The following is a 23,003-nucleotide window of genomic DNA, read 5'->3' on the forward strand; positions in this document are numbered from 1 at the left end:
TCACATGGCTGTATTCTATTTTAAAATTGGTAATTGTTCACAAATACTTAACAATTTTCATGTATTAAAATAGTTCATCTAATTCTGAGTCCATTTTGGTGTCGGGTTTGATCGTTATGGTTTCTGTTTTCTGGACTGCCGTTTGTATTAAAGATTCAAAATCGTAGAAACTTTCATAGCGCTGAACTTTTTCTCTCTTCGGTTTTGTCTTTGGTGAAGAAGGAACAAAAATCGTACAACAATCTTCAAATGGCCGAATTGAAATATCATAGGTATCAATATCTTTCGCCATTTTTATAATATCATTTTTGTCCATCGTCACCAACGGTCTTAGAATAGGCGTATTGGTAACATCATTAATCGCGTACATACTTTCCAAGGTTTGACTGGCAACCTGTCCAAGATTGTCGCCCGTAATAATCGCAAGCCCTTCCTGCCTTTTTCTGATTTCGTCGGTTATTCGAAGCATAAACCTTCTTGTCGTGGTCATTGAATAATTTTCAGGAATTTGCTCTTTAATGGTTTGCTGAATAGCTGTAAATGGAACAATATGAAGCTTCATTGATCCGAAAATTTCAGCAAGCTTTTTGGCTAAGTCAATTACTTTCTCTTTCGATCTTTCACTTGTATACGGGGGACTAAAAAAGTGCACTGCTTCAATTTCCACCCCACGTTTCATCGTCAAATAGCCTGCAACCGGACTATCAATTCCGCCTGAGAGCATGAGCATTGCTTTTCCGCTTGAACCAACTGGAAGACCGCCAGCTCCTAAAATGTTTTCACATGACATATAAATGACGTCATGTAGAACCTCAATTTTTAAATTGATATCAGGATTTTTCACATTGACCTTAATCCCTGGAATATTTTTTAAAATGTGGCCGCCGAAAGTGTGATTGATCCCCTCTGTATCCAATTCAAAGGTTTTATCCGAGCGTTTAGTGCTTATTTTAAAGGTTTGACCCTCATTATATAATCCTTTTACTAAAGCAAGTGCAGCCACTTTCATTTGTTCCAAGTCGCGATCAACCTTGATAGCTGGACTAAGGGATTGGATACCAAAAATATTTTTTAATGCCGTTATCATCTCTTGGACGTTTTCCCCATTAACGAGAACATACATCCGATCCCGTTCAGCTCGTATTTTTATTTTTGGAAAGGGAGCGAGCGCAATCCGAACACTCCTTCTTAATTTATCTACAAATTTATTGCGGTTTCTACCTTTAGTAGAGAGTTCACCATAGCGAATCAGTATGTGATCATAATCCATTTTATTTCATTACCCTTCTTAATTGATCTGTAGCCTCTTCCAGCACATCAACAAAACTTCGCGCTTCCTCTGCCGTATTATCATACGACAAACTAATTCTAAATGCACGATCAGCCAAATCATCAGAAACACCCATTGCTAGTAATGTCTGACTTGGTAATTGTTTCTTTGAGGAACAGGCACTTGTTGTCGAAATAAAAAATCCCTTTTGCTCGAGAGCATGTATTAAAACTTCTGCCTTAATCCCTTTTATCGAGAAGTTTAAGATATGTGGTGCTGAATTTTCCATTGGAGTATTGATAACTAGACCTTCAATTCTCGCGAGCTCTGTTCTAAGCAACGCCTTTACACTATTCATTCTTTCTATTCCCAATTCACTATTGATCATAGTCATCCTTAGAGCCTTTGCCATCGCAACTGCTCCTGCTACATTTTCCGTTCCACTTCTTACTTGCCATTCTTGATTTCCACCAGAAAATAGCGGATCTAGTCTAACTCCCTCTCTTATAAAAAGCGCTCCAGTCCCCTTTAATCCATGAAACTTATGCGCCGACAACGAGCATAAATCGACATGGTTTTCTACTAAATTTAAAGGTATTTTTCCAATTGCTTGTACCGCATCTACATGGAAAAGGATGCCAGGGTGTTGTTTCAAGAGTTTGCCAATTTCCTTAATAGGTTGAATGGTTCCAACTTCATTATTAACATACATAACTGAAACAAGGATCGTATCCTTCTGGATAGAAGCTTTTACATCCTCCACATTCACTCTGCCATTTTGGTCAGCAGGAAGATAGGTAAGGTTAAAACCTAGTTTTTTTAACTGTTCCATTGCCTCACGTACGGATGGATGTTCAACACTCGATAAAATCATGTGTTTCCCTTTATTTTTATGAAAGATTGCAGTCCCTTTAATGGCTAAATTATTACTTTCTGTCCCTCCAGAGGTAAAGTAAATCTCCGAAGGTTTTACAGTTAGGAGGTTTGCCACCAGTAAACGAGCCTGTGTGAGAAGTTTTTCAGCTTGCATCCCCAGGTTATGCAAGGAAGATGGATTGCCAAAAAACTCACTTGAAACCTTAACGAAGGAATCAATCACTTCCTTATAAGGTTTTGTGGTTGCACTATTATCAAAATAAATCATTTTTTAAACACCTCATCTTTGCGCAGAATAAATCTTACCATAACTTAATCAATTGAAAAAGGTTTCAATCAAAACAAATAAAAACCGATTTGCCAACGAAGGCTCAAATCGGTTTTAGAATTTTATCTCTCTATACTTTCTACTGAAGCTTTAATTTTCTTTAAGGCTCCTGGGTCAATTGATTCCAAAGAAGCAGCAGCCTGCTCCAAAGCTTCCTGGTACTCAAAATGTCTAAATGCAGTTTCTGCATCATTTAGACCCTTGGCCACAGTAGGATATTGTCTTCGATACCTGTTTCCATATTGAATCGCCTTTTCGGCAAGCAATACATTTTCAATCAGTTCAATCGAAGTACTCGACAATTTTTCCACTGTTAATACTGCAATTTCTAGATATTGGTTAAGTGCCGATATGTTAAGCGGCTTTTCTTGAAGCTGAAGCTTTACGTTTTGAATACTTTCATTTGTATCATCAAATAAATACTTATAATCTTCAGGCAATCCAGGAATATTACTTTTTGACACTAAACGAATGGTTTCGCCTACTTTTTTGGTTAATTCTCTTACCGTTTCACGCGCTTCGAACTCATCTTTTCTTAGTGCTTGAAGCTTGCGTCCAAAATTCTCCTGCTCTTCTTGAATCATTTCAATCTGAGTTTTTATTTCTATAAGCTCTTCACAAAGAACCGTTAATGCCGTTTCATTGATATTACTTTTTTCTATTAAAATTTCATAATGCTTTTTAACAGAAGAAAGCTGTTTTTCCAAATGCCTTTGGATTTCAAAGTCACTTTCGGTTAGATGATAACTTTCTTGAACATGTTTTACTTCTTCAGAAAGATAATCATGTTCCTCTAAAACTGTAGTGAGAAGTCCACTCGTTCCCTTTTCATTTTGAAGAATAAAATGCTTAGCATTAACTTCCTTCTCTAGAAGATCAAAAAGGATGTCAATTCGTTCTTTTACTTCACTTACTCCTTCAAGCGCCTCTTCTATCTTCGTCTCTTCAATAAGACTTAGATATTTAGTCAATTTATCCTGCAAACTTTCAATTTCTTGTTCCAATTGGATATGACTTAGATAATATCCTTTCGCAGTCATTTCACGATATCCTTCCAGAATTTCTGTCAATTGGGCAGGGATAAGCGACTGACATTCTATTAACATCTGTGGAATTAACTCCATATGATGTTTAATCTTTCCTAATTGGTCGTGAATGAGTAAAACGAGTTCACGCGCTTCAAGATAATTACCGTGTTCCGTCTTCTCATCAAATTCGTGGAACTTTTTCGTTACGTCATCTAATTGTACTTCCAAGGATTTTTCAGACTTACCAAAACTATGACGATGAGCTAGCAGCGTTTTTTTCGTTTCACGATATAATTCCTTTAACTGCTCGATTTCAGTCCTGTTCTTTTCTTCACTTCCAACTAACTCATGGAGTTCTTCAACGATTTTATTAATCTCATTTTCAGTTGCTTGTAACTTATTATTAATTTCTTGCTGAACACCTTTCGCTTTTTTAAAGCGATAACGATCAATAAATTCTTCAGCATCAAATAACATCTCTTCTAGGTCCGGTAATTGAACAGTTACGATGTCATCCCACTGATTACGCCAGCCCTCAAACAACTCTTCGGTTTGCCCGGTCATATTCAGTTGTTTTACCTTCGACATCTCATCCATTATTGGCCGATTAAATAAATCTATCTTCCAGGCTTCTAGCCTATCCATCTCTTTATAATACTTTTTCTTTATAAAATATCCCGTTACAAATAAAGCTAGTAGCAGGATAATAAATCCAATAATATATTCCACATTAAAGCCCCCAGTTTCAAACACTTCATTAAATCCCTAAAGCGCTATATACTATCTATAAGAAAAATCATTCATTTTCGTGTAAGGTCAATGCCTTTATAATACCATGTAAACGACATTTTTTGACTAGTATTTTCAATTTTTTTGAAAAAGAAATTTATACGAAAATTTTTTTGACAAAAATCTAGGTTTAAACAGGATTATCGCTAAAACACGAAATTAAAAAGCACTAGCTTGTAGGAAATTAGATTCCAAGCTAGTGCTTACCATATAAATACCTGCATCTTTGTATCAATTACAAAATAGCCTCTTTCTTTTCAACTTGTTTTGTGCCAAGTGTATTTTCAATCCAACGATTAATTTCCTTTAAGTACTTCTGTTCAAAAAACCTTTCATTCGGAAAAATATAAAGTACCTCTCGTAAATAATGAGCATTAATAAAGGGCATCATCAGTAAACCTTTGTATTGGATAATCAGGTAAGCGATCGAATGGGGACGGAATTCTTTCTTTTCAAATCCTTTTTCAAATATTTTTTGAAAATAGTACTTCTCCTTTACGGCATAGGTAGACATAATTTCTCTAACTACCTGCGAGTCCATTGACATCTCACGGTATACGAAGCTGGTAAGTTCGATATTTTCACATTGAAAGTGGAGAAGATCAGCAGAAATTCTTTTTAAACAATCCTTTACGCCTACATCCAAGAAGGAGAATTTCTCTTCAATAATGCTAAGGTATTGCTCAAAAAAGTAAGTAAAGCAATATTCTAATAATCCAAGCTTATTCTCAAAATGGTAAGCGATTGTTGCCGAGTTAACTTTTGCTGCGGAGGCAATATCACGTATCGACGTTCCCGCGTAGCCATTTGAATTAAAAAGCGTTATGGCTGCCTTTGCAATTACCTCTTTAGAATCCTTTCTCATTTCGAATCGTACACCTCCTGTATCCCTTTCTATTATACAATTCTTGATAGAATGAACTTTTCCTGTATATAATTATCGACAAAGCATGCTTTTTTTCTAGCTAGTTTGATAAAATATATAAAAAGTATCTAAAGGGATGGGTGAAAAAACATGTTTAATGTCGAATTATACAAAGGGACCCGCCAAGAAAATTTTGAATTGGCGAAAAAACAATTGGTTGCCCTTCTCCATGGTGAGAAAAATCAAATAGCTAATTTAAGTAATACTTCTGCATTACTAAACCAGTTTCTTGATCGCATCAACTGGGTTGGATTTTATTTAGTAGATGAAAACAACGAGTTGGTATTGGGTCCTTTTCAAGGGCTTCCAGCATGTGTGCGAATTCCACTTGGCAAAGGTGTCTGTGGAACATCAGCCAAAAACTTGGAAACCATTCGGGTAGAAGACGTCCACCAATTTCCTGGTCATATTGCTTGTGATGCTGCTTCTAACTCTGAAATCGTTATTCCACTTATTAAAGATGGAAAGTTACTCGGGGTTTTAGATATTGACTCCCCAATAAAAAACCGCTTTGATGAGGTAGATCAAGAGCAGTTGGAAGAAATTACAGCGATTCTTGTTGAACATTTGTAATATAAAAAACTCGCCGCGGCGAGTTTTTTATATTTTATCAAGGGCTTGCTCTAAGTCTTCTTTTATATCCTCCCATGCTTCAAGACCGACAGACAGACGGAGTAATGTGTCCTCTATTCCCATTTTTCTCCGTTCTTCTTCTGGAACGACGGCATGTGTCATCGTGGCCGGATGCTGTATTAACGTCTCTGCATCCCCTAAACTAACCGCAATTTTTATCAAGTTTAATTGATTCATAAACAGCTGTGCAGTCTCTTTCGTTCCTTTAATTGAAAATGATAGCAACCCGCCTGGTTTTTTCATTTGCTTATACATGATGGTATGATCATTCTCATAGTCACTTTTCCCAGGAAAATAGAGCGATTCCACCTTAGGATGATTTTTTAAAAATCCAACGAGCATACTTGCATTCTCACAATGCCGATCCATCCGAACTGGCAGCGTTTTTAACCCTCTTAGTAAAAGCCATGCATCAAATGGAGAAATAATCCCGCCCATATCTTTTTGTGTTGTTCTTGATACCTGTTCTATAAAATCACTCTTACCAATTATGACCCCAGCAATCACATCACCGTGACCACAAATATATTTAGTAGCACTATGAATGACAACATCACACCCAAGACTGATGGGTGTTTGTAAATACGGAGAGCAGAATGTATTATCCACCACTACAGGAATACCACGCTGTTTTGCAATAGTGGCAACTAATTCTAAGTCAACCAGTTTCATAGTCGGATTTATCGGGGTTTCAATATAAATGCAGGAAGTATTTGGCTGAAGATCTTTTTCTATCATTTCCCTTGTCGTCATAGCCGAAAAACCATGCCCAATGTGATATTTGCCTTTTAACAATTGCAGTAAACCAAAGGTACAGCCATATACACCTTGCGAACATAAAATATGGTCTCCTGTTTTAGTCAAGGCAGTCAACACGGCTGATACCGCAGCCATCCCTGATGAAAATGCCAGTGCCGCTTCTCCCTGTTCAAGTTTTGCCATCCGATCTTCGAGGATTTTTACCGTTGGATTTCCCAAACGGGAATAGATAAAGCCTTCTTCTTGGCCAGCAAACCTTCTTTCACCTTGTTCAGCCGTTGAGAAGGTAAATGTAGAGGTTTGATACAAAGGGGGAACTATACTTCCTTGGTGTTCAGCTGAACTATACCCAGAATGAATCGCTTCTGTTTCAAAACGGAAATTTTTATTTTCCAAAGTAACCCTCCTTTTTTGTGATCGCTTTCAATACTTGCTATATCTTATTCATGTACGAAAAGTTAGGCACTCAAATTCACCTTCTTTTGAGTGCCTACTTAGCAATTATGCTGTTTTCTGCGCAACCACCTTGTTTTTTCCGGTACTCTTAGCAAGGTATAATGCTTCGTCTGCCCGTTTGAATAAATAATTATAGGTATCCTGTCTATCTTTATTCCAATAGGAAACACCACAGGATACCGTAACTTTTGGGAAGGTACAATCTGCTACGGTTTTTACCAGCCTTTCAGCTATCACCAAACCCTCATCCATTGAAACTTTAGGAAGGTAGATTGCTAACTCCTCCCCTCCCCACCGTGCGCCTACATCATTCCCACGGATATTTTTTTGGATTAATTTTGCCACTTGAATTATTACATCGTCTCCCACTTGATGACCAAATGTATCATTAATTTCTTTAAAGTTATCAATATCCATTAATATAAAAGTGCCTTCATTATCATCCCTCATCGAATAATGAATGCTTTCATCTAAAGAATTACGGGAATGAAGCTTTGTTAATTGATCCGTTTTGACCATATTCTCTAATTCTTCCTGGATCAATGAATTCATCAAGGCAAGTGATGAGTGCATTAGGAGTGCCTGCAATAGATTAAATTCCTCAAGCGAGAAAAAATTAGGATTCTGGTGCATAACAATGGAAAATCCTTTTAGATTATTACTTTGAATGATCGGAATTGCTATTATTGAACGGTATTTTTTTAAATCATTTATGTGTTGAAGGTTAAAGTCTTCAATAAATATTGATTCATTTTCAGTATGTATTTTGGCTTCTAGGAGGTCGACATAGATTTTTGACGGTTTCGTCAAAAAGAACGGGGTTGTGCCTGGGAGTACTCTCACTTTACTTCGGTCCTTGGACAATAGGAAGAATCCAACTTCCTGGGCATTGAATGTTTGAATAATCTGGTTTGACAAATATTTCATCGTTTCAGGTAATCGCAAATTTGAATTTAATTCTATGGTGGTTTCATTAATTAATTGTAAGTCAGAGATAACTTGTTTGGATTTTGAATAAAGTTTCGCATTTTCTATGGCACTGCCCACGGTATTCGCTAATAACGTAATAATTTCAATATCGGTCACTGGAAAGTCCACTATATTTGGTCCAATCACTTGTATTACACCATTAACATTATGTTTTCCCTTTAATGGCACATAAAGAATACAACTTTGCTTAGACCTACTTTGCTCTACCTGAATTTCTCCAGTAATAAATGTCTTTACAATGGGATTTACCTCATTTTCCTTATTCGTATTTTTATGCAAACTGTTAATCTCAAGAGATTGCTGCAAAAAAAACCGATAATTTGAAAAAAGATCCTCGAATGTTACAATGATTTCTTCTACAATCTTAGTTTCGTCCAAATAGGTATGAAATCTATTACTCGCATAATATAATTTCTTATATTTACTTATTTCTTCTTTTAACTGACTTTCACTTACTACCATAAGTTAATCACCCATTATGTTTATTTCCAAATTTATACAACATATCCATTATAGTAAATAAATAGGTAATATTGGTAGATATTTTTGATTTTTTTTTATTTTACTTAAATTTACACATAATTTCTTCACAAATTTTCGTTTCCTGAAATTAACTTGACATATCAATGTATAAAATTATATAATATTCTTTGTGTAAAATAACTGCAGCCTATGTGAACACTTGAATGTGAACATTTTGTTCCTCACAAGAGCAAGGACTCTTTTGATGGTGTATCTTGTAACCCTCTGCTGCTAGGGCGAAGGTGCATGAAAACAAAATGGCTATCATTGATGTTTCATAACGGTTTTTATTTTACCAAAATAAAAACACTAAGGAGGAGTCATTCATGGCTCGTTATACTGGCTCTAGCTGGAAAATCTCTCGTCGTCTTGGTATCTCACTAAGCGGCACAGGTAAAGAATTAGAAAAGCGTCCTTACGCTCCAGGACAACATGGTCCTAACCAACGTAAGAAGCTTTCTGAATACGGATTGCAATTACAAGAAAAGCAAAAACTTCGTCATATGTATGGAGTAACTGAGCGTCAATTCCGTAATCTATTTGATAAAGCTGGCAAAATGGGTGGGGTTCACGGTGAAAACTTCATGATCCTACTTGAATCACGTCTTGATAACGTAGTTTACCGTTTAGGTTTAGCTCGTACTCGTCGTGCAGCTCGTCAATTAGTTAACCACGGTCACATCTTAGTTGATGGTTCTCGTGTAGATATCCCATCATACCGCTTAGCTGCTGGTCAAACTATCAGCCTACGTGAAAAATCACGTAATCTTGATGTTGTTAAAGAAGCACTCGAAGTAAACAACTTCGTTCCTGACTTCTTAACATTTGATGCAGACAAACTTGAAGGTACATTCACTCGTTCACCAGAGCGTTCTGAATTACCAGCTGAAATTAACGAAACACTTATCGTCGAGTTCTACTCACGGTAATTAATTTGCTTATTAAATAGCAAACATAAAAACCCTAGAAACTTTCTAGGGTTTTTTTAGTGCTCACTTGTTTTTCCTAGCTAATCAAACTCCCTTTTAACCAGGCCCGGGGACGGTATGGACCGACCGGGATTTGGATTAGGCTTGTTTTACCTTTCGAATTAATCCCATAAAGTCCATCACATCGGTTCGCGTCGTATCCTAATAGCGGGTGCCCTCCCATTCCTAAAGCACACGATACCAAGAGCAATCGTTGCAAGAGTATGCCCGCTTCCATTTGTTGAATGCGGTATCCTCTATATCCCAATTCCTTTTTCAGATGTTCCCTGTCTCCAACAACATGCAGACAGAGCGGAACTTGAAACAGATTTACATTGGGCATTGTTAATCCATTTTGTAAAAACTCTCGAAAATCTCCCCTAGTTATTCTTCGAAGTGCATGAGTGGCATTGTCATAAGAATAGGCACCATTTGGAACTCCTTCCACGTTGTAAAAACTACCATATAAAGAAACAGGACTCTCCACATTCCCATTTGTACCATCAAGGTCATTCTGATATGAGAAGGAAAAGGTCTCTTTTAACAAAGTGGATAGCTGCGTTTGACGGACTTGACCCATCATAAAATCGATATCTGGAGAATGCCGCTCCCTGCAAACGGATGCAAGATCGTATGAAAAGTGCTCAGCAAAGGGAAGCAGGATCATTTCCGAATCTAAGGAAACTTTCACACTACTATCTTTCTTTCTCTTCACAAACGACTCTGTTGTTTCAAACATGGATGCTTCATTAAATTTTCTCAAGCTAGGATAATCTATTACCTTCTTTGAACGGTTATAGGAGGCATGCTCCAACAGCGGCACTTCCCAGCACAATTCAGTGGCAGAAACAATTTCCATTCTATTATGATCGTTGCCTGCACTATTGACGTTTTGATTAACAGATAAAGGAATAACGGCATATACACTTTCATCCTGATCAGACAGCCCAAGCAAATGATTAATAGACCTATCAAGAAATTGGTAGCATACCTGAGATGAAAACCCTATTCGTTTGGCCACTTCTAAAGATTGCCCAATTAGCACGCCTGCATCTAACCCTTGGAGCCTGTAGGAAAAATTATTGTATTTATAGAAATTTTTCCAAAATAGCGTAGAGACAAAAACAGTACAGAAACAGTCAGAAATATCATAGCTATTTCCAAGACTTCTTGATAAGTATGAATCGTAATTTCCTTCTCGCAGCAAGAGGAGGCGATGGTGAGCCACATCATAATGGTAAATTCCCATTGGTGTGTCCTTCAGCTTCACATACACATATAATTCATTGGGATATAACGCCCCGCCAGAGGGTACAAATCTGCGTAATAACTGGGCATAGCTCACAGCACCTTGTTCCTCGGTGTCCTCGATTAAAGCGATTTGCGAGTATTGAGTAAGGCCGTATACATACCATAAGAAATGACCTAGCTCCTCCCGGCTGGGTTCAGCCTTAGCTTCCAGTCCGCTGAGTGTTAACGGTACATCTGCGTTCAGCGGAATCTCTGGCAAGCCCCGGTACAGTTTATAGGGAAGTGGTGCATCCTCCCAATCCACTTGCCAACCTGGAGGAGCAACTTTTTCCGTATCAAAGTGAAGATGATGTACAAATGTTTCTAGTTCCAATTTTACACCTCCTCCTTTTCAATTATGGGAATGGGTGGGGATCTGAATTAAGCTGTTCATACGATAACGGCTGTTCCATAAATCCAAGTTTCATTGGCACTTTAAGGACCCTCTCCAGCCCTTTTACACGGGTCAGGTGATGTCCGAATGTCATCGGTAACATACCAGGGATCAATACTTTCACACAGAATAATCCATTCCGTTTGGTTATCGATGTCGTTTGGTCCACCACAATGACCTCCAGATCTAACCGGTGGAACCCCTGAAGAATATCCTGAAGATCTTCCTTCAAATCAGTAGTAGCAGGCGTCTCCTTGAATTCTTCTGCAAATGTACGTAATGGACGTTGATCATCCAGTAAAAAATTCAGCCGTTCCTCTGCTTCCCGCAGCCCGTAGAGCAAACCATGGTCCTCCATAGTACGTACTTCGTACGGATTCTGTAACATATGTTGATATTTCTGCTCGTTTGCCTCCAATTTTTCGTCATGCACCATCATTCCCGCAAGCTCGTAAATTGCGCTTTTTACAGCCCTTACAGGATCAGGGTTAGCTCCAGCTGCACAAATGAGGTTTACACCCTTGGATCTTCTGTTTTTTGCCACTGCCCACACACTTGGAATTCCATGCTCCATCGTCGAATTGAAAAAATGAAGGTCATATCCCGCCACCTCACGCATACGGTCGACCATCAGCTGTAATTCTTTATCGTTAGCCGAACTAAGGTCAAGACGTGGAAGGGGAAGTTTTGCATACCAGGTTAACAAGAAAGAATCTCGCTCGACAACCTCCATAATGGCATGAAAAATGGCTTCTTCTAAACTACCCCCTAATGCACATCCATTGGAGGTTTCATAAACAAAGCCCTCCCCATGCCCCAAACTGTAATAGGCGAGTAACTGCGGGACCAATACAGAACGTTCTTGTAAAAACGAATAGCCCCAGACCCAATTCATTGGAGTATCAGGATCAAACGGTTTAAAGGGAAACTGAGGCTTTGTATATTGTTCCTTTTCATGCAAACCTACTCTTTCAGGGTTTAGTGCATTTTGCTTTAAATTATGATAACTATCACGAACTACCGTCCTTTTGCCTCGAGGCTCGATTCCGCAATATCGTTCCAAACCCTCTAAAATGGCAGTCAGCTCACTCATTTCATAAGAATTAGACCGGCCAGCAACTCCCTCGTCCGCTTCAAATAAAGGCATGTTCACTAAAACATCAGCAAATGGCAGGGTGGAATCCTGCATTTTTCCATTCATGATACCAGTACGGTAATCCAGATAGTCTTTGACCAGTACTGTTTTAAATTCATCCATCGAACGGCTGCGATAACCGCTGCTATTAAATTTAGGACTAGATTCTAACCTAATTTGAGCTAATTCTGGTGTATCTTCAGGTATTGGACTGCAAATTGGGCATGAGGAATTAGGCAAGAAATAGTGAATAAAATTTGTTAACGTTCTTAAGTTAATAATGAACACTCTTTCTTCTAAATTGCAGGTTTCTCCTTTAAAAACCCTCTGCACTTCGTTACATATCAAAGCTGCCATTTGTGATAGTCCTGTTCTTGACGCCCATGCATCTTGCATGACACCTACTCCTGCTGCCATCTTTAGCTGTAGCTGCCACATTTCTTTCCGATCGGATCCAGCTATCATGCGCCGGATGTCAGCGCAGAATGAACATCCCGGTGTATCGGGGCGAACTAAAGGACCAATGATTCCCTCTCCAAACGAAACGAAACCTCGAAGCCACGGGATCCCAGTGTTCCTGTATTTTTCTTCTGCTTTTTGATGAATGGCTGGATTCCAGGCATCGCTCAGCACCAGAGCTAATTCTGTTTCTTCGGGTACTTCTTCTAATAGGCTTTGACGCCTAACAAGATAATTGCCGGACAATTGATCAAAAACATAATCCGCTAATAAACCCTCTCCGTCAATGAGAATATGGGCGGCCATTAGGATTCCTCCTCTCGAACCTGCACACCATACACCCCTGCTAATTCCTGTTTTAAAAAAGGTTCGAACGCAAGATCATAAACGATTAAACGTTTGCTGTTTTGGTTCAAAACCTGAATGGAAGATTGTAATAGCTCCAATTGTGTTATTTCTTCACAAGAAGGGGCTTCGAGTTTAAATTCCTTTTCTTTCAAAAAAACAGCTGACTCCGATATTCTTTCGGTTGCATGCACCTGATTTTGTTCATCCAAAAGCGCTTTTTGTAATGCATTCCGTAAAGCCATCGTGGTATTTAAACCTGTACAAGTGTACTGACGCCCCTGCGACTTTACCCATATTACGGGGAATCCTAGTATTTCATTTTCTAAACCGATGGTCGGTGTACCATTTAAGGTAGTCAGGGCATTTAAATAAAATCTGCAGCGTTGATCTTCAATTTCTTCCAATTGTACGCAAAAAACAGGATTCAGTGGATCGTCCTTTTTATTTCTCAATTCTTTCTCTAAATAGGATTGCAAGCCGCGACAAACTGCCTCTTCGATTGTTTCCCCTGCACCAATGCCAATCAAATCCCCTGCTATGTTTTCACCAGCCTTATCTTTTAGATCACTACATTCCTTGAACATTTGTAAAACATACATTTCAATACCAGTCAGTCCCGCTTCCCTCTTTGCCTCCTCATGTGTAAAACCCGAACAGACAACCTCTGGCAGTAGGTCTGCTGGCCCCTCTGACACTGGATTAGCCGCTTGAACATAGCACTGCGAAAGAGGAAGCTGTGTCAAGTTTCGCTCCTCCCAGGTATGGAAAATTCCTGTTTCTTCCGAAGTTAATAGACTGAAATATTCCAAGAGGTTACTCGAAGGTTCGTTTTTACTCTTTTCTTGCTTTATCCCTACATCAAGATCTTCTACCAGTTCAGAAGGGGCAGCTTTATTGGAAACCAATGGATGTGTGATGAATGAAATCCAGTCTCCTTCAAGCGTTTCAAGATCAAGTTTGTAAATTTGGTTACTCTGATTTGACTCTGCAATTCCAGTAGCCTTCTTAAAAAACTCGAATACGGTGACATTGGCCAGAATGGCTCCGACAGTTGTAGAGAAAGATTGGGGCTGCCGATCTAATTGCAATGAAGATTGATGGATTCGGCGCCATGCTGACTCCCAGCATCCCTCTGATTCCTGATGAACCAATGGACCAGCAAGCCCCACTTGGTCTAAACATATGGCAGGAAAAAAACCTTTCCTTTGCTCTTTGCAAACGATATTCAGATCCTTTAGTTCTTTTACATTTCCATCCGGAGTGACATATAGAATCCAATCATACGGAAGCAATGCTTCTTGCCAAAAACTCCTTCCGTCCCTTATTTCAAATAGTACTTGCTCAACCTCCACTTCAGAGTCAGCATTGTAGGCATTGCGTACTAACTCATTTATCCGCAATTGATTTGATGGTACTGAATCGGTCAACATGAAATGGAATTTGGGTAGTCCCGATTCAATTAATGCGGCAGCCAATGAAACCATAAAGGCTCCAGAACCGATAGCCAGAACTTTAGTTTGACGGTATTCTTGAAAACGGTACGCACCAGAATCTACAAAATTCTCGATAAATTCAATTTGTGAAGCATACTTTTCTAGGACTTTTGGATTTAATTCATGTGTCCTATCTTGGCTAACATCTCGAACAAAGCCATTCTTGTACAACGTTTCTCCAAGCTCATATACCCTGTTGCGATACTGCGCCGTTAATCCCTCTGTTATATCTCCCAATGATTGCTCCCCGTTAAACATCGGCATTAATTTTTCAATCCATTGATAAATCGTATTTCCTTCCATTCGGAATGAACTTAAGTTATTTCGAAAATACACACCACCATTTGGATCTGGTAGATAAAATGAATCCCTTTTGACCTTCAAACGTGTGGACGAGGTAAGTTTTGTCATTCAGCTCCTCCTTCATTCAAAGCAATCCTAATTATGCACTACCATTATATGTTCATTTATTTGTCCATTATGATTAACCAAAAAGAAAGTGCCTCCTGCGGCACATGTTCATGCAGGGGGCACTTTCTTTTCATAAAATAACTATTTTTTTCTGAGACTCCAAAACGACTAAATAAAACCGAAGCCAAAACAGCCAAAGCCCAAACCAAAGCCGACACAGCTAAAACCGAAGCCGCCGCCACAGCCTCCACAGCCTCCACAACCGCCACAGCCTCCACATCGGAAACCGCCACAACCAAATCCTCCGCAGCGACCAAATCCTCCGCAACGACCAAATCCTCCGCAGCGACCACAGCCTCCACAACGACGCATATCACCAAACTGAAGCGAATCTTGGCTCTGATAATCCATAGGCATTAACTGACCAACTTGGTAATGATCCATTCCCAACATTTGTAAATCATTCTGAAAATTATGCATTTTTTCCTCCCCTTTGTATTTATTCAACAGGATGCACCTGAATAGAGAGTGGAAACGAAGGTAATTATGTCAGTTTGGTGTAAATCAAACTTTAAAGTACCACGAGTACTCTCTTCATCAAATTATGATTTTTATAGGTTATTGCCACTGATTTAACAGCCTATTTTACGTTGAAGGTGTGAATAGAATATTGATCACTTTAAGAAGCATTTCGTAGTCAAAAGCTTTTTTAGAGCAAAAAAAGACCCCCAACCAAATCAGAGGCCAATAAAAAATTCTTAAAATCAAAAAAGATGAATCAACCAATGTTTATTTTATGCATTTTCGTTACCAAATAAATCCATAGTCATGCTAAAAATAAACCATAGTCAGCTAAAGAAAACCATAAACTTGTCCCGGAAAATATAGGATAATATCTGTAGATTTACAAAAAGGAGGCAGTATAGTGAAAAAGTTATGGAAATCTTTATTGTCGTTTTGTATTGTTGTAACCGTTTTCTCTGCAATCCCTTTCGGTGCATCGGCTAAGGAATCGTTAGTGATGGTCTCTTCAGTGGACGAAATTTCAGCAGCGATGAGCAAAGTGCAACCCGGTGATACGATTGTGATGAGGAACGGAGTATGGAAGGATGCTGCCATTGTGATGGAAGGCGCAGGCAAGAAGAATAAACCCATCACTCTGCGAGCGGAAACACCGGGTCAAGTAGTGCTCAGCGGCGCCTCCACGCTCAACATCGGAGGATCATATCTTGTCGTGGACGGCTTGGTATTCAAAGATGGGGGAGATATCGATGATTCCGGTGTCATTGAGTTCAGGGTTGGAGATAATGAAGCGACGCATTCCCGTCTTACTAACGTCCAAATGATTGATTATAACCCTCCAAGCAATGCGAAGAACACGAAGTGGGTTGGATTATACGGCAGCTATAACAGGGTGGATCATTCCTATTTCAAAGGCAAGAAAAACATCGGTGCAACGATGGTAGTTTGGAGAGAGCAGGCGGGCGAGCAGCACCATGTCATTGATCACAATCATTTTGCCGGCCGGCCCATCCTGCTCGACGATAGTGGACACGTGATTAGTAATGAAGCGGAAACGCTGAGAATCGGAACAAGTACCTATTCGCTCTCGGATTCCTATACAACGGTAGAGAACAACCTGTTCGAGAACAATGATGGAGAAATCGAATTGATTTCGGTTAAATCAGGGAAGAATGTGATTCGCGGCAATACATTTTTGAACAATGCAGCGACCGTCACACTTCGACATGGCAATGGAACGCACATTGAAAACAACTTCTTTTTCGCTAATGCCAAGGCGAACGCCGGCGCGATCCGCGTTATAGGTGAAGACCATGTGATAGCCAACAATTATATCAGTGGCATTGTGGGCAGCAATACGACACGCGGGGCCATTGTTCTAACCAATGGCATACCTAACTCGGATCTCAACAAATATTTTCAAGTCAAAAATGTGCTCATTACTCACAACACACTCGTGAACAATGATAACAACATCATCGTTGGCGATAAAAAGAGCGGTACGAATACGTTAGCGCCTGTAGACACGATTATTGCAAATAACGTTGTACAGGCAAGCGGGAACGCTAAGCTACCTCTTATTAAGGTAATCGACGATTCAGCAGCTCTTACGTATGAAGGAAATTTCATGTATGGCGCCGAACTCGGGATTGGGCCGGTCGCAGGGATTAAGCAGCAAAATCCTCTGCTGGCTTTGGCAGAAGACGGATTATACCGTGCGGGCGAAAAAAGTCCGATTGTCAACGCATTGAAAAACGGGCCTTACTCCGTAAAAGATGATATGGATGGCCAGCCCCGACCTCAAGGAAACAGGGATGCCGGAGCAGATCAGGTGTCCAAAACGCCTATAAGGAATAAGCCTTTACAGCCGAGCGATGTCGGACCCGCATGGCTGAACGCATCTGAATAAGAGCTAACCGAGCTCCCATCAGTATGTCCCTATTAACTATCGGGACACGATCAAATACAGGGTTTTCGTGACTATCGAGTTCTACTCACGTTAATTGATTTGCTTATTAAACAGCAATCTTAAAAACCCTAGAAGTTGCATAATATCAGCGCTTCTAGGGTTTTTTATTTTAACTAGCGAGTTGCAAACTGTAAAGTCAGTTCTTCCTCTTTTAAAAATTTAATAACTTGACCGGCAAATTCTTTTGTTTTTTCAATTTGAACCCAATGGCCGCACTCTGGGAAGACATGCAGCTGTGCATTTGGTAATACAAGCGCTAATTTATAGCTTGTGTCTTGTAGTGGGATGACACGGTCATCTCTTCCATGGATTAATAATAAAGGGAAATTGATTTTCCGAAGCTGCTCGATAGATAGTGCCATGGCACTTACATGTTGTTGTCTTGGTTCAGGAAACATCGATGAAAATGATTCTTGGAAGCCTGCTTGCATACTTGATTTAAAACGCATTTCTACTAAGTCATCATTTTCGGCCAGCGATTGGTCGAAAGCAAATAGTTTGATTAAATCTTTCATATTTTCAAAGCTTGGTGTATATCCCCACACTCGATCTAATCCATCGGAAATTTGGTGATCAATTCCCATACTACCCATTAAGATAAGTCGCTTGATAAGGTCCGGGCGTTTTTTTGCAATGTGGAGAGCAATTGCCCCACCGAATGAGTTACCAATGATTGAAATTTTCGTTTCACCTAAGGTTTCAACGAAATCAATCATATGATCTGCCCAAACGTCAATTGAATAGTGAATACCCTCTGGTCGATCTGTGTAGCCAAATCCAACGACATCTGGTGCGTAAAGATGAAAATGCTCTGAAAGAATTGGGAACACTAAACGCCAGTTAGCCCATGCTGAAACTCCAGGTCCAGAACCATGGATAAGTAAAATCACTTCCCCTTGTCCATCCTCATGATAATGTGTTTTAACTCCCTTAACGTCAATGTATTTTCCTGCTTCAACTGACATGGAAATCTCCTCCAATCAAGTACTCCTCTGTACCCGTTTATTCTATAAGTTTAAGGGCAGCTTCACAGCACAATTCATCTTGTTCTGCACTGCCACCACTTACCCCAATTCCACCGATAACTTTTCCATCTACTTTAATAGGAAACCCACCGCCAAAAATGACTAGCTTGGGTGTATGTACAATTCCATTTAATAATTGGGGTTCATCTTTTATCATTGGATACCACTCAGATGTCGGTTTTCCAAACGCAATCGCAGTGTATGCTTTATTTTGGGAAATGCCAACACTCAACAATGGAGCATTGTCCATTCTTGAAAAGCTAACTAAATTTCCACCATCATCAACAACGGTTATATTGACTGCAATTCCTAATTCTTTTGCTTTTTGTTCGGCGGCATCAATCATATTTTTAGCAAGTTCGTTCGATATGGCGTACTTTTCTAAATACTTCATGATTTCCACTCCTAATCACACCAATTCAAATGATGTTTAACTAACATAGCATCAGTTGGGAAAAGTGCCCCCTGATGCTATGTTACTTATCGCAATACTTTATTTTTTTCCCTAATAGGTAAAATACTCATGTCTGTTGTGGGCTTACTTTGACAAGCTAGTCGATATCCAGAAGCATATTCCTCATCAGGTAAAGCAGATTTTGAATAAATTCCATCTACCGTTTCACCAATAGTAATTTTAACTTTACACATCCCACATGCACCGCCTTTACAGCCAACAAAAATGTTACCTGCTTGACGTATAGAGGCATTTAAGATCGTTTCATTTTCCTTAACAAAAATTTTATTACCATTTACCTCGATTTCAAATGTCTCCATGGTTACCATCTCCTTAATTATCCATCCCTTTATTTGAAGGAAGCCTCTCCACTGATATGTAACCGCTTACACTTGAGACAAAGGGAAATTCATTGACAGTTAATAGATGTTTTACGAAACTACTGTTGTGAATCTTTCATTTAATTCTCTTTCAAAATAGAATACTGCTTTACCGATTGTATCCTCTGTCCATGTGAGGGTTGGTGAATCAGGGTATGTGATATAGCCACCACAGAACACTTCATTACGGTTTCCAGAAGGGTCGAAGAAGTAAATCGTTGTCCCTCTTGTAATTCCATGACGAGTCGGTCCGGCGTCAATCATGACATCATTTTTTGCCATGAGATCGGCAGCATTTCGAAGTTCTACCCATTCATCTAACCAGAATGCAAAGTGATGAAGTTTGTTTTGTGGGCCTTTAATAATAGCGATATCGTGAGCAGTATTTGTCTTGAATAACCATTTAGCAATCGTTTGATCATTCTTTTCCCCAGCCACTAATTGCTCACTTACGTGGAAGTTAAAAATGTCTGTAAATATTTTTGTTGCACCATCAACGTCTTCTCCGGAAATTAAAAGATGGTCAAGACGTGTCGGATGCATTCCTAGTAATCCGTCTGGCCATGGGTCAGGATTGACAAGCGGTAATCCATTACCAACAACTTCAATTTCGTTGTAAAGTTCAACAGTTTGTCCAGTAGGTAAAGTAAATCGAACTGCTTCTCCTTCTGCTATTCGAGCTCCAGCCGGTACACGTTCTGTATAAATCCCAATATTGTTTAATTTTTCTTCATAAAGGTCTAAATCTGAGGCAAATTCACATTTAAAAGCTAAATGTTCCAAACCGGCACTGTCGGCTTTTTTCAAAATGACACTATGATGGTCATGTTCATCCCATGCCTTCAGATAAACTCTGTCCTCTTCACGTGCAGTCTCAATTAAACCGATAACTCGCTTGTAGTAATCAATTGATTTCTCCCAGTTTGGACAACGTACTTCAACTCTTCCTAGACGCATAATAGCCATAAATTCGCTCCTCCTTAAGGTTGAAAAATCTCCACATAATAAAAATACCATAGGGTGGATGATTATTTATGTTGAAATTGTGGACATTTTTTGAATATTTTAGTTTTTAAAAATATATAGAATATTTGTTATTTCTTGTCGAAAATACATACTTAGGAGTTGAATTCTTCATGGTCAATAAGCTCAAAAGAAAGCCGTGGGAATTCCTGCAATGGTTCAGTTTTCGTTTTTGTGATCGATAAAAGGCTGCTGATTCCAGCATCTAGAATCAAGAGGTTCCGCACTTCAATCGGTTCGAGGATGATCACAATAGCACCCGTGCTGAAATAGACGGAGGAATTCCGCTTAATTAGAAAATTTCATTAAAAAAGGCCAAAATAGACGGAGAGATTCCGCCTATTGACTCGAATAATTCGAAAATGGGGGATTTTTCTTTACATAATCGGAAAACCTCCCCTTATTTCCCCTGAAACTAGCTCCATTTTCGCATTTAACCAGAAAATCTCCGCTTATTTTACTTTTACTGGTTACTCGATAATTCCAAACTCAACAACCATTTCTTCTACAATCTTTTCCCATCAGCCACAAAAAAACCGACCTCAAAAAAGGCCGGTTTTCCTAAATAATTAGTATCTAATCAACGAGTATTTCTTTTTCCCTCGTCTAATAATCGTAAACTTACCCTCGATCCGGTCAGAATCCTGTAATACATAGGAAGTATCAGTAATTCTTTCCCCATTCACTGTAACTGCACCATTTGCGATGTCTTCTCGAGCCTGGCGCTTTGATGGAGAAATTTTCGCAGCAACTAATAAATCAACCAAGTTGCCATCTGTATCAACAGCGTTAAAGGATGGAACGTCTTTGAAACCCTGCTCGATTTCTGATGCAGATAGGCTTCGAACATCTCCACTGAATAAGGCTTCTGTTATTTTAATAGCCTGCTGCAGTGAATCTTCACCATGAATTAGACGAGTCATCTCCTCCGCCAAAGCCTTTTGTGCCTTACGTAAATGTGGTTCATCTTGAACTGACCTTTCTAGTCCTTCGATCTCTTCGTGGGACAAGAATGTAAAGTACTTCAAATATTTAACCACATCCACATCCGCACTATTAATCCAGAATTGGTAAAATTCATAAGGTGTTGTCTTCTTAGCGTCAAGCCAAACTGCTCCACCTTCTGTTTTTCCAAATTTTGTTCCGTCCGCTTTTGTCACAAGTGGGATGGTTAATCCAAATGCCTTCGACCCTTCCGGCTGCATTTTACGAATTAATTCTAGCCCGGAAGTAATATTACCCCATTGATCACTGCCGCCAACTTGTAATTTACAGTTGAAGTTTTCATATAGGTGATTGAAGTCCATTGCTTGAAGAATCGTATAAGTGAACTCTGTAAACGAAATCCCTGACTCAAGTCTGGAAGCAATCGTATCCTTTGCCAGCATATAATTAACACCAATGTGTTTACCGATATCTCGTAAAAACGAAACGATATCCATTGATCCAGCCCAGTCATAGTTATTGACCATTACCGCACCATTCTCACCATCAAAATTAAAAATAGCTGCTAACTGCTTTTGAATCCCCTCGACATTTTTCTGTACGGCCTCAAGTGTTTGCAGATTTCTTTCTTCACTTTTACCACTTGGGTCACCAATAAGCCCTGTTGCGCCACCAACTAAAACAACAGGTCGATGTCCATGCTGCTGAAATCTTCTAAGTGTTAAAAACGGCACCATATGTCCGATATGCATACTGTCTGCTGTTGGATCTACTCCACAGTAAAGGGATATTTTCTCCTTACTAATCAAATCCTTAAGACTTTCTTCATCTGTTTGCTGGTAAATGAGTCCACGCCATGCTAAATCTTGCAATAAATCCATTTTGTTGTCCTCCATTTTCTAAAATTATCACTGTTTAAAAATTGATTGATGATTCCATTGTTTCATCAACACCAGTTAGGATGATGACTCTTTCACCGATGTTTTTCCGGTGGTTTGGTCATCATCAACATCATGATGACTCTTTCATCGCGTTTTCACCGCTGTTTTGGTCATCATCACCATCATGATGACTCTTTCATCGCGTTTTCATTGCTGTTTTGGTCATCATCACCATCATGGTGACTCTTTCATCGCGTTTTCATTGCTGTGTTGGTCATCATCAACATTATGATGACTCTTTCATCGCGTTTTCATTGCAGTGTTGGTCATCATCAACATTATGATGACTCTTTCATCGCGTTTTCACCGCTGTTTTGGTCATCATCACCATCATGATGACTCTTTCCCGGGGTTTTCACCGCTGTTTTGGTCATCATCACCATCATGATGACTCCTTCCCGGGGTTTTAATCGCTGTTTTGGTCATCATCACGGTTATGACAAAGTCTGGAACAGCTTTAGCGGCCAAAATAAACATAAAAAGCGCCCCTGCAAAAAATGCAGGGACGCATATACGCGCGGTACCACCCGGCTTGAGGAAAAATCCTCCAACTCGAAAAATTAACGGTTTTTACCGTTCTCCGTTACTCCATTTTCACGGGGAAAGCTCTGGGACGTAATTCACTCTTCTATTTGTGTCAGCTTTCACCAGCCGCTGACTCTCTAAAAAC

At 39.4% G+C, this 23,003-nt stretch carries 20 protein-coding genes and 1 other annotated feature (1 of these 21 cut by a window edge); of the genes, 3 read left to right on the top strand and 17 right to left on the bottom strand.

Translation table 11 applies throughout. The features are described from left to right. Positions 1 to 64 precede the first annotated feature (64 nt). The 4 genes from thiI to refZ all read right to left on the bottom strand — a co-directional run bounded on the left by thiI (position 65) and on the right by refZ (position 5,156). A complete protein-coding gene (gene thiI, locus BLR86_RS05885) occupies positions 65 to 1,270 on the bottom strand; it encodes a tRNA uracil 4-sulfurtransferase ThiI (RefSeq protein WP_090759237.1) in 1,206 nt (401 codons plus the stop codon). 1 nt (position 1,271) lies between these two features. Beyond that, positions 1,272 to 2,414 carry a cysteine desulfurase family protein gene (locus tag BLR86_RS05890; RefSeq protein ID WP_090759239.1) on the bottom strand — a complete coding sequence of 381 codons (1,143 nt, stop codon included), beginning with the start codon at positions 2,412 to 2,414 and terminating at the stop codon, positions 1,272 to 1,274. Between the two features lie 122 nt (positions 2,415 to 2,536). Beyond that, positions 2,537 to 4,231 (bottom strand): septation ring formation regulator EzrA, encoded by a 1,695-nt coding sequence (gene ezrA, locus BLR86_RS05895; protein WP_090759243.1) that lies wholly within the window; start codon positions 4,229 to 4,231, stop codon positions 2,537 to 2,539. 295 nt (positions 4,232 to 4,526) lie between these two features. Next, a complete protein-coding gene (gene refZ / locus BLR86_RS05900) occupies positions 4,527 to 5,156 on the bottom strand; it encodes a forespore capture DNA-binding protein RefZ (protein ID WP_090759245.1) in 630 nt (209 codons plus the stop codon). A gap of 150 nt (positions 5,157 to 5,306) precedes the next feature. On the opposite strand from refZ, the gene BLR86_RS05905 reads away from it, so the two are divergent. After that, positions 5,307 to 5,789, top strand: coding sequence for a GAF domain-containing protein (locus tag BLR86_RS05905; protein WP_090759247.1), 483 nt, complete (start codon positions 5,307 to 5,309; stop codon positions 5,787 to 5,789). Between the two features lie 27 nt (positions 5,790 to 5,816). On the opposite strand, the gene megL is transcribed toward BLR86_RS05905, so the two are convergent. After that, the gene (gene megL / locus BLR86_RS05910) at positions 5,817 to 7,004 is read right to left on the bottom strand and encodes a methionine gamma-lyase (protein ID WP_090759248.1); all 1,188 of its coding nucleotides are present in this window, start codon (positions 7,002 to 7,004) and stop codon (positions 5,817 to 5,819) included. Between the two features lie 105 nt (positions 7,005 to 7,109). Further along, entirely contained in the window at positions 7,110 to 8,516 is a 1,407-nt protein-coding gene (locus BLR86_RS05915) for a sensor domain-containing diguanylate cyclase (protein ID WP_090759250.1), read from the bottom strand. Positions 8,517 to 8,902: 386 nt separating this feature from the next. On the opposite strand from BLR86_RS05915, the gene rpsD reads away from it, so the two are divergent. Next, positions 8,903 to 9,505 carry a 30S ribosomal protein S4 gene (rpsD, locus tag BLR86_RS05920; protein WP_090759252.1) on the top strand — a complete coding sequence of 201 codons (603 nt, stop codon included), beginning with the start codon at positions 8,903 to 8,905 and terminating at the stop codon, positions 9,503 to 9,505. A 76-nt stretch (positions 9,506 to 9,581) separates the two neighbouring features. On the opposite strand, the gene BLR86_RS05925 is transcribed toward rpsD, so the two are convergent. From BLR86_RS05925 to BLR86_RS05940, 4 genes are all read right to left on the bottom strand, one after another. Next, entirely contained in the window at positions 9,582 to 11,168 is a 1,587-nt protein-coding gene (locus BLR86_RS05925) for a SagB family peptide dehydrogenase (RefSeq protein ID WP_090759254.1), read from the bottom strand. Positions 11,169 to 11,190: 22 nt separating this feature from the next. After that, positions 11,191 to 13,128, bottom strand: a complete 1,938-nt coding sequence (locus tag BLR86_RS05930; RefSeq protein ID WP_090759256.1) for a TOMM precursor leader peptide-binding protein — start codon at positions 13,126 to 13,128, stop codon at positions 11,191 to 11,193. Next, positions 13,128 to 15,074, bottom strand: a complete 1,947-nt coding sequence (locus BLR86_RS05935; RefSeq protein ID WP_090759258.1) for a putative thiazole-containing bacteriocin maturation protein — start codon at positions 15,072 to 15,074, stop codon at positions 13,128 to 13,130. Before BLR86_RS05935 ends, BLR86_RS05930 begins: the two co-directional genes overlap by 1 nt. Before the next feature lie 168 nt (positions 15,075 to 15,242). Beyond that, positions 15,243 to 15,554 (bottom strand): heterocycloanthracin/sonorensin family bacteriocin, encoded by a 312-nt coding sequence (locus tag BLR86_RS05940; RefSeq protein WP_090759260.1) that lies wholly within the window; start codon positions 15,552 to 15,554, stop codon positions 15,243 to 15,245. A gap of 445 nt (positions 15,555 to 15,999) precedes the next feature. Between BLR86_RS05940 and BLR86_RS05945 the strand changes: the two genes are divergently transcribed. Further along, positions 16,000 to 17,505: a polysaccharide lyase 6 family protein gene (locus BLR86_RS05945; RefSeq protein ID WP_090759262.1), complete on the top strand. Its 1,506-nt coding sequence runs from the start codon at positions 16,000 to 16,002 to the stop codon at positions 17,503 to 17,505. 173 nt (positions 17,506 to 17,678) lie between these two features. On the opposite strand, the gene BLR86_RS05950 is transcribed toward BLR86_RS05945, so the two are convergent. From BLR86_RS05950 to BLR86_RS25935, 7 genes are all read right to left on the bottom strand, one after another. After that, complete coding sequence (locus BLR86_RS05950; protein WP_090759264.1) at positions 17,679 to 18,530, bottom strand: alpha/beta fold hydrolase; 852 nt, start codon at positions 18,528 to 18,530, stop codon at positions 17,679 to 17,681. A 37-nt stretch (positions 18,531 to 18,567) separates the two neighbouring features. Then, the gene (locus BLR86_RS05955) at positions 18,568 to 18,984 is read right to left on the bottom strand and encodes a GlcG/HbpS family heme-binding protein (RefSeq protein ID WP_090759266.1); all 417 of its coding nucleotides are present in this window, start codon (positions 18,982 to 18,984) and stop codon (positions 18,568 to 18,570) included. Between the two features lie 86 nt (positions 18,985 to 19,070). Then, positions 19,071 to 19,364 carry a 2Fe-2S iron-sulfur cluster binding domain-containing protein gene (locus BLR86_RS05960; RefSeq protein WP_175492791.1) on the bottom strand — a complete coding sequence of 98 codons (294 nt, stop codon included), beginning with the start codon at positions 19,362 to 19,364 and terminating at the stop codon, positions 19,071 to 19,073. A gap of 111 nt (positions 19,365 to 19,475) precedes the next feature. Then, positions 19,476 to 20,390: a catechol 2,3-dioxygenase gene (locus BLR86_RS05965; RefSeq protein WP_090759270.1), complete on the bottom strand. Its 915-nt coding sequence runs from the start codon at positions 20,388 to 20,390 to the stop codon at positions 19,476 to 19,478. A gap of 152 nt (positions 20,391 to 20,542) precedes the next feature. Continuing rightward, the gene (locus BLR86_RS25930) at positions 20,543 to 20,698 is read right to left on the bottom strand and encodes a hypothetical protein (RefSeq protein ID WP_175492792.1); all 156 of its coding nucleotides are present in this window, start codon (positions 20,696 to 20,698) and stop codon (positions 20,543 to 20,545) included. Between the two features lie 318 nt (positions 20,699 to 21,016). Next, positions 21,017 to 22,273: a tyrosine--tRNA ligase gene (gene tyrS / locus BLR86_RS05970; RefSeq protein WP_090759271.1), complete on the bottom strand. Its 1,257-nt coding sequence runs from the start codon at positions 22,271 to 22,273 to the stop codon at positions 21,017 to 21,019. A 390-nt stretch (positions 22,274 to 22,663) separates the two neighbouring features. After that, on the bottom strand, positions 22,664 to 22,810 hold the full coding sequence (locus tag BLR86_RS25935) for a hypothetical protein (protein WP_175492793.1): 147 nt from the start codon (positions 22,808 to 22,810) through the stop codon (positions 22,664 to 22,666). A 21-nt stretch (positions 22,811 to 22,831) separates the two neighbouring features. Continuing rightward, positions 22,832 to 23,003 (bottom strand) — a binding site (T-box leader); it runs 42 nt beyond the window's last position.

Source organism: Bacillus sp. OK048, from assembly GCF_900103525.1.
Classification (GTDB): Bacteria; Bacillota; Bacilli; order Bacillales; family Cytobacillaceae; genus Neobacillus.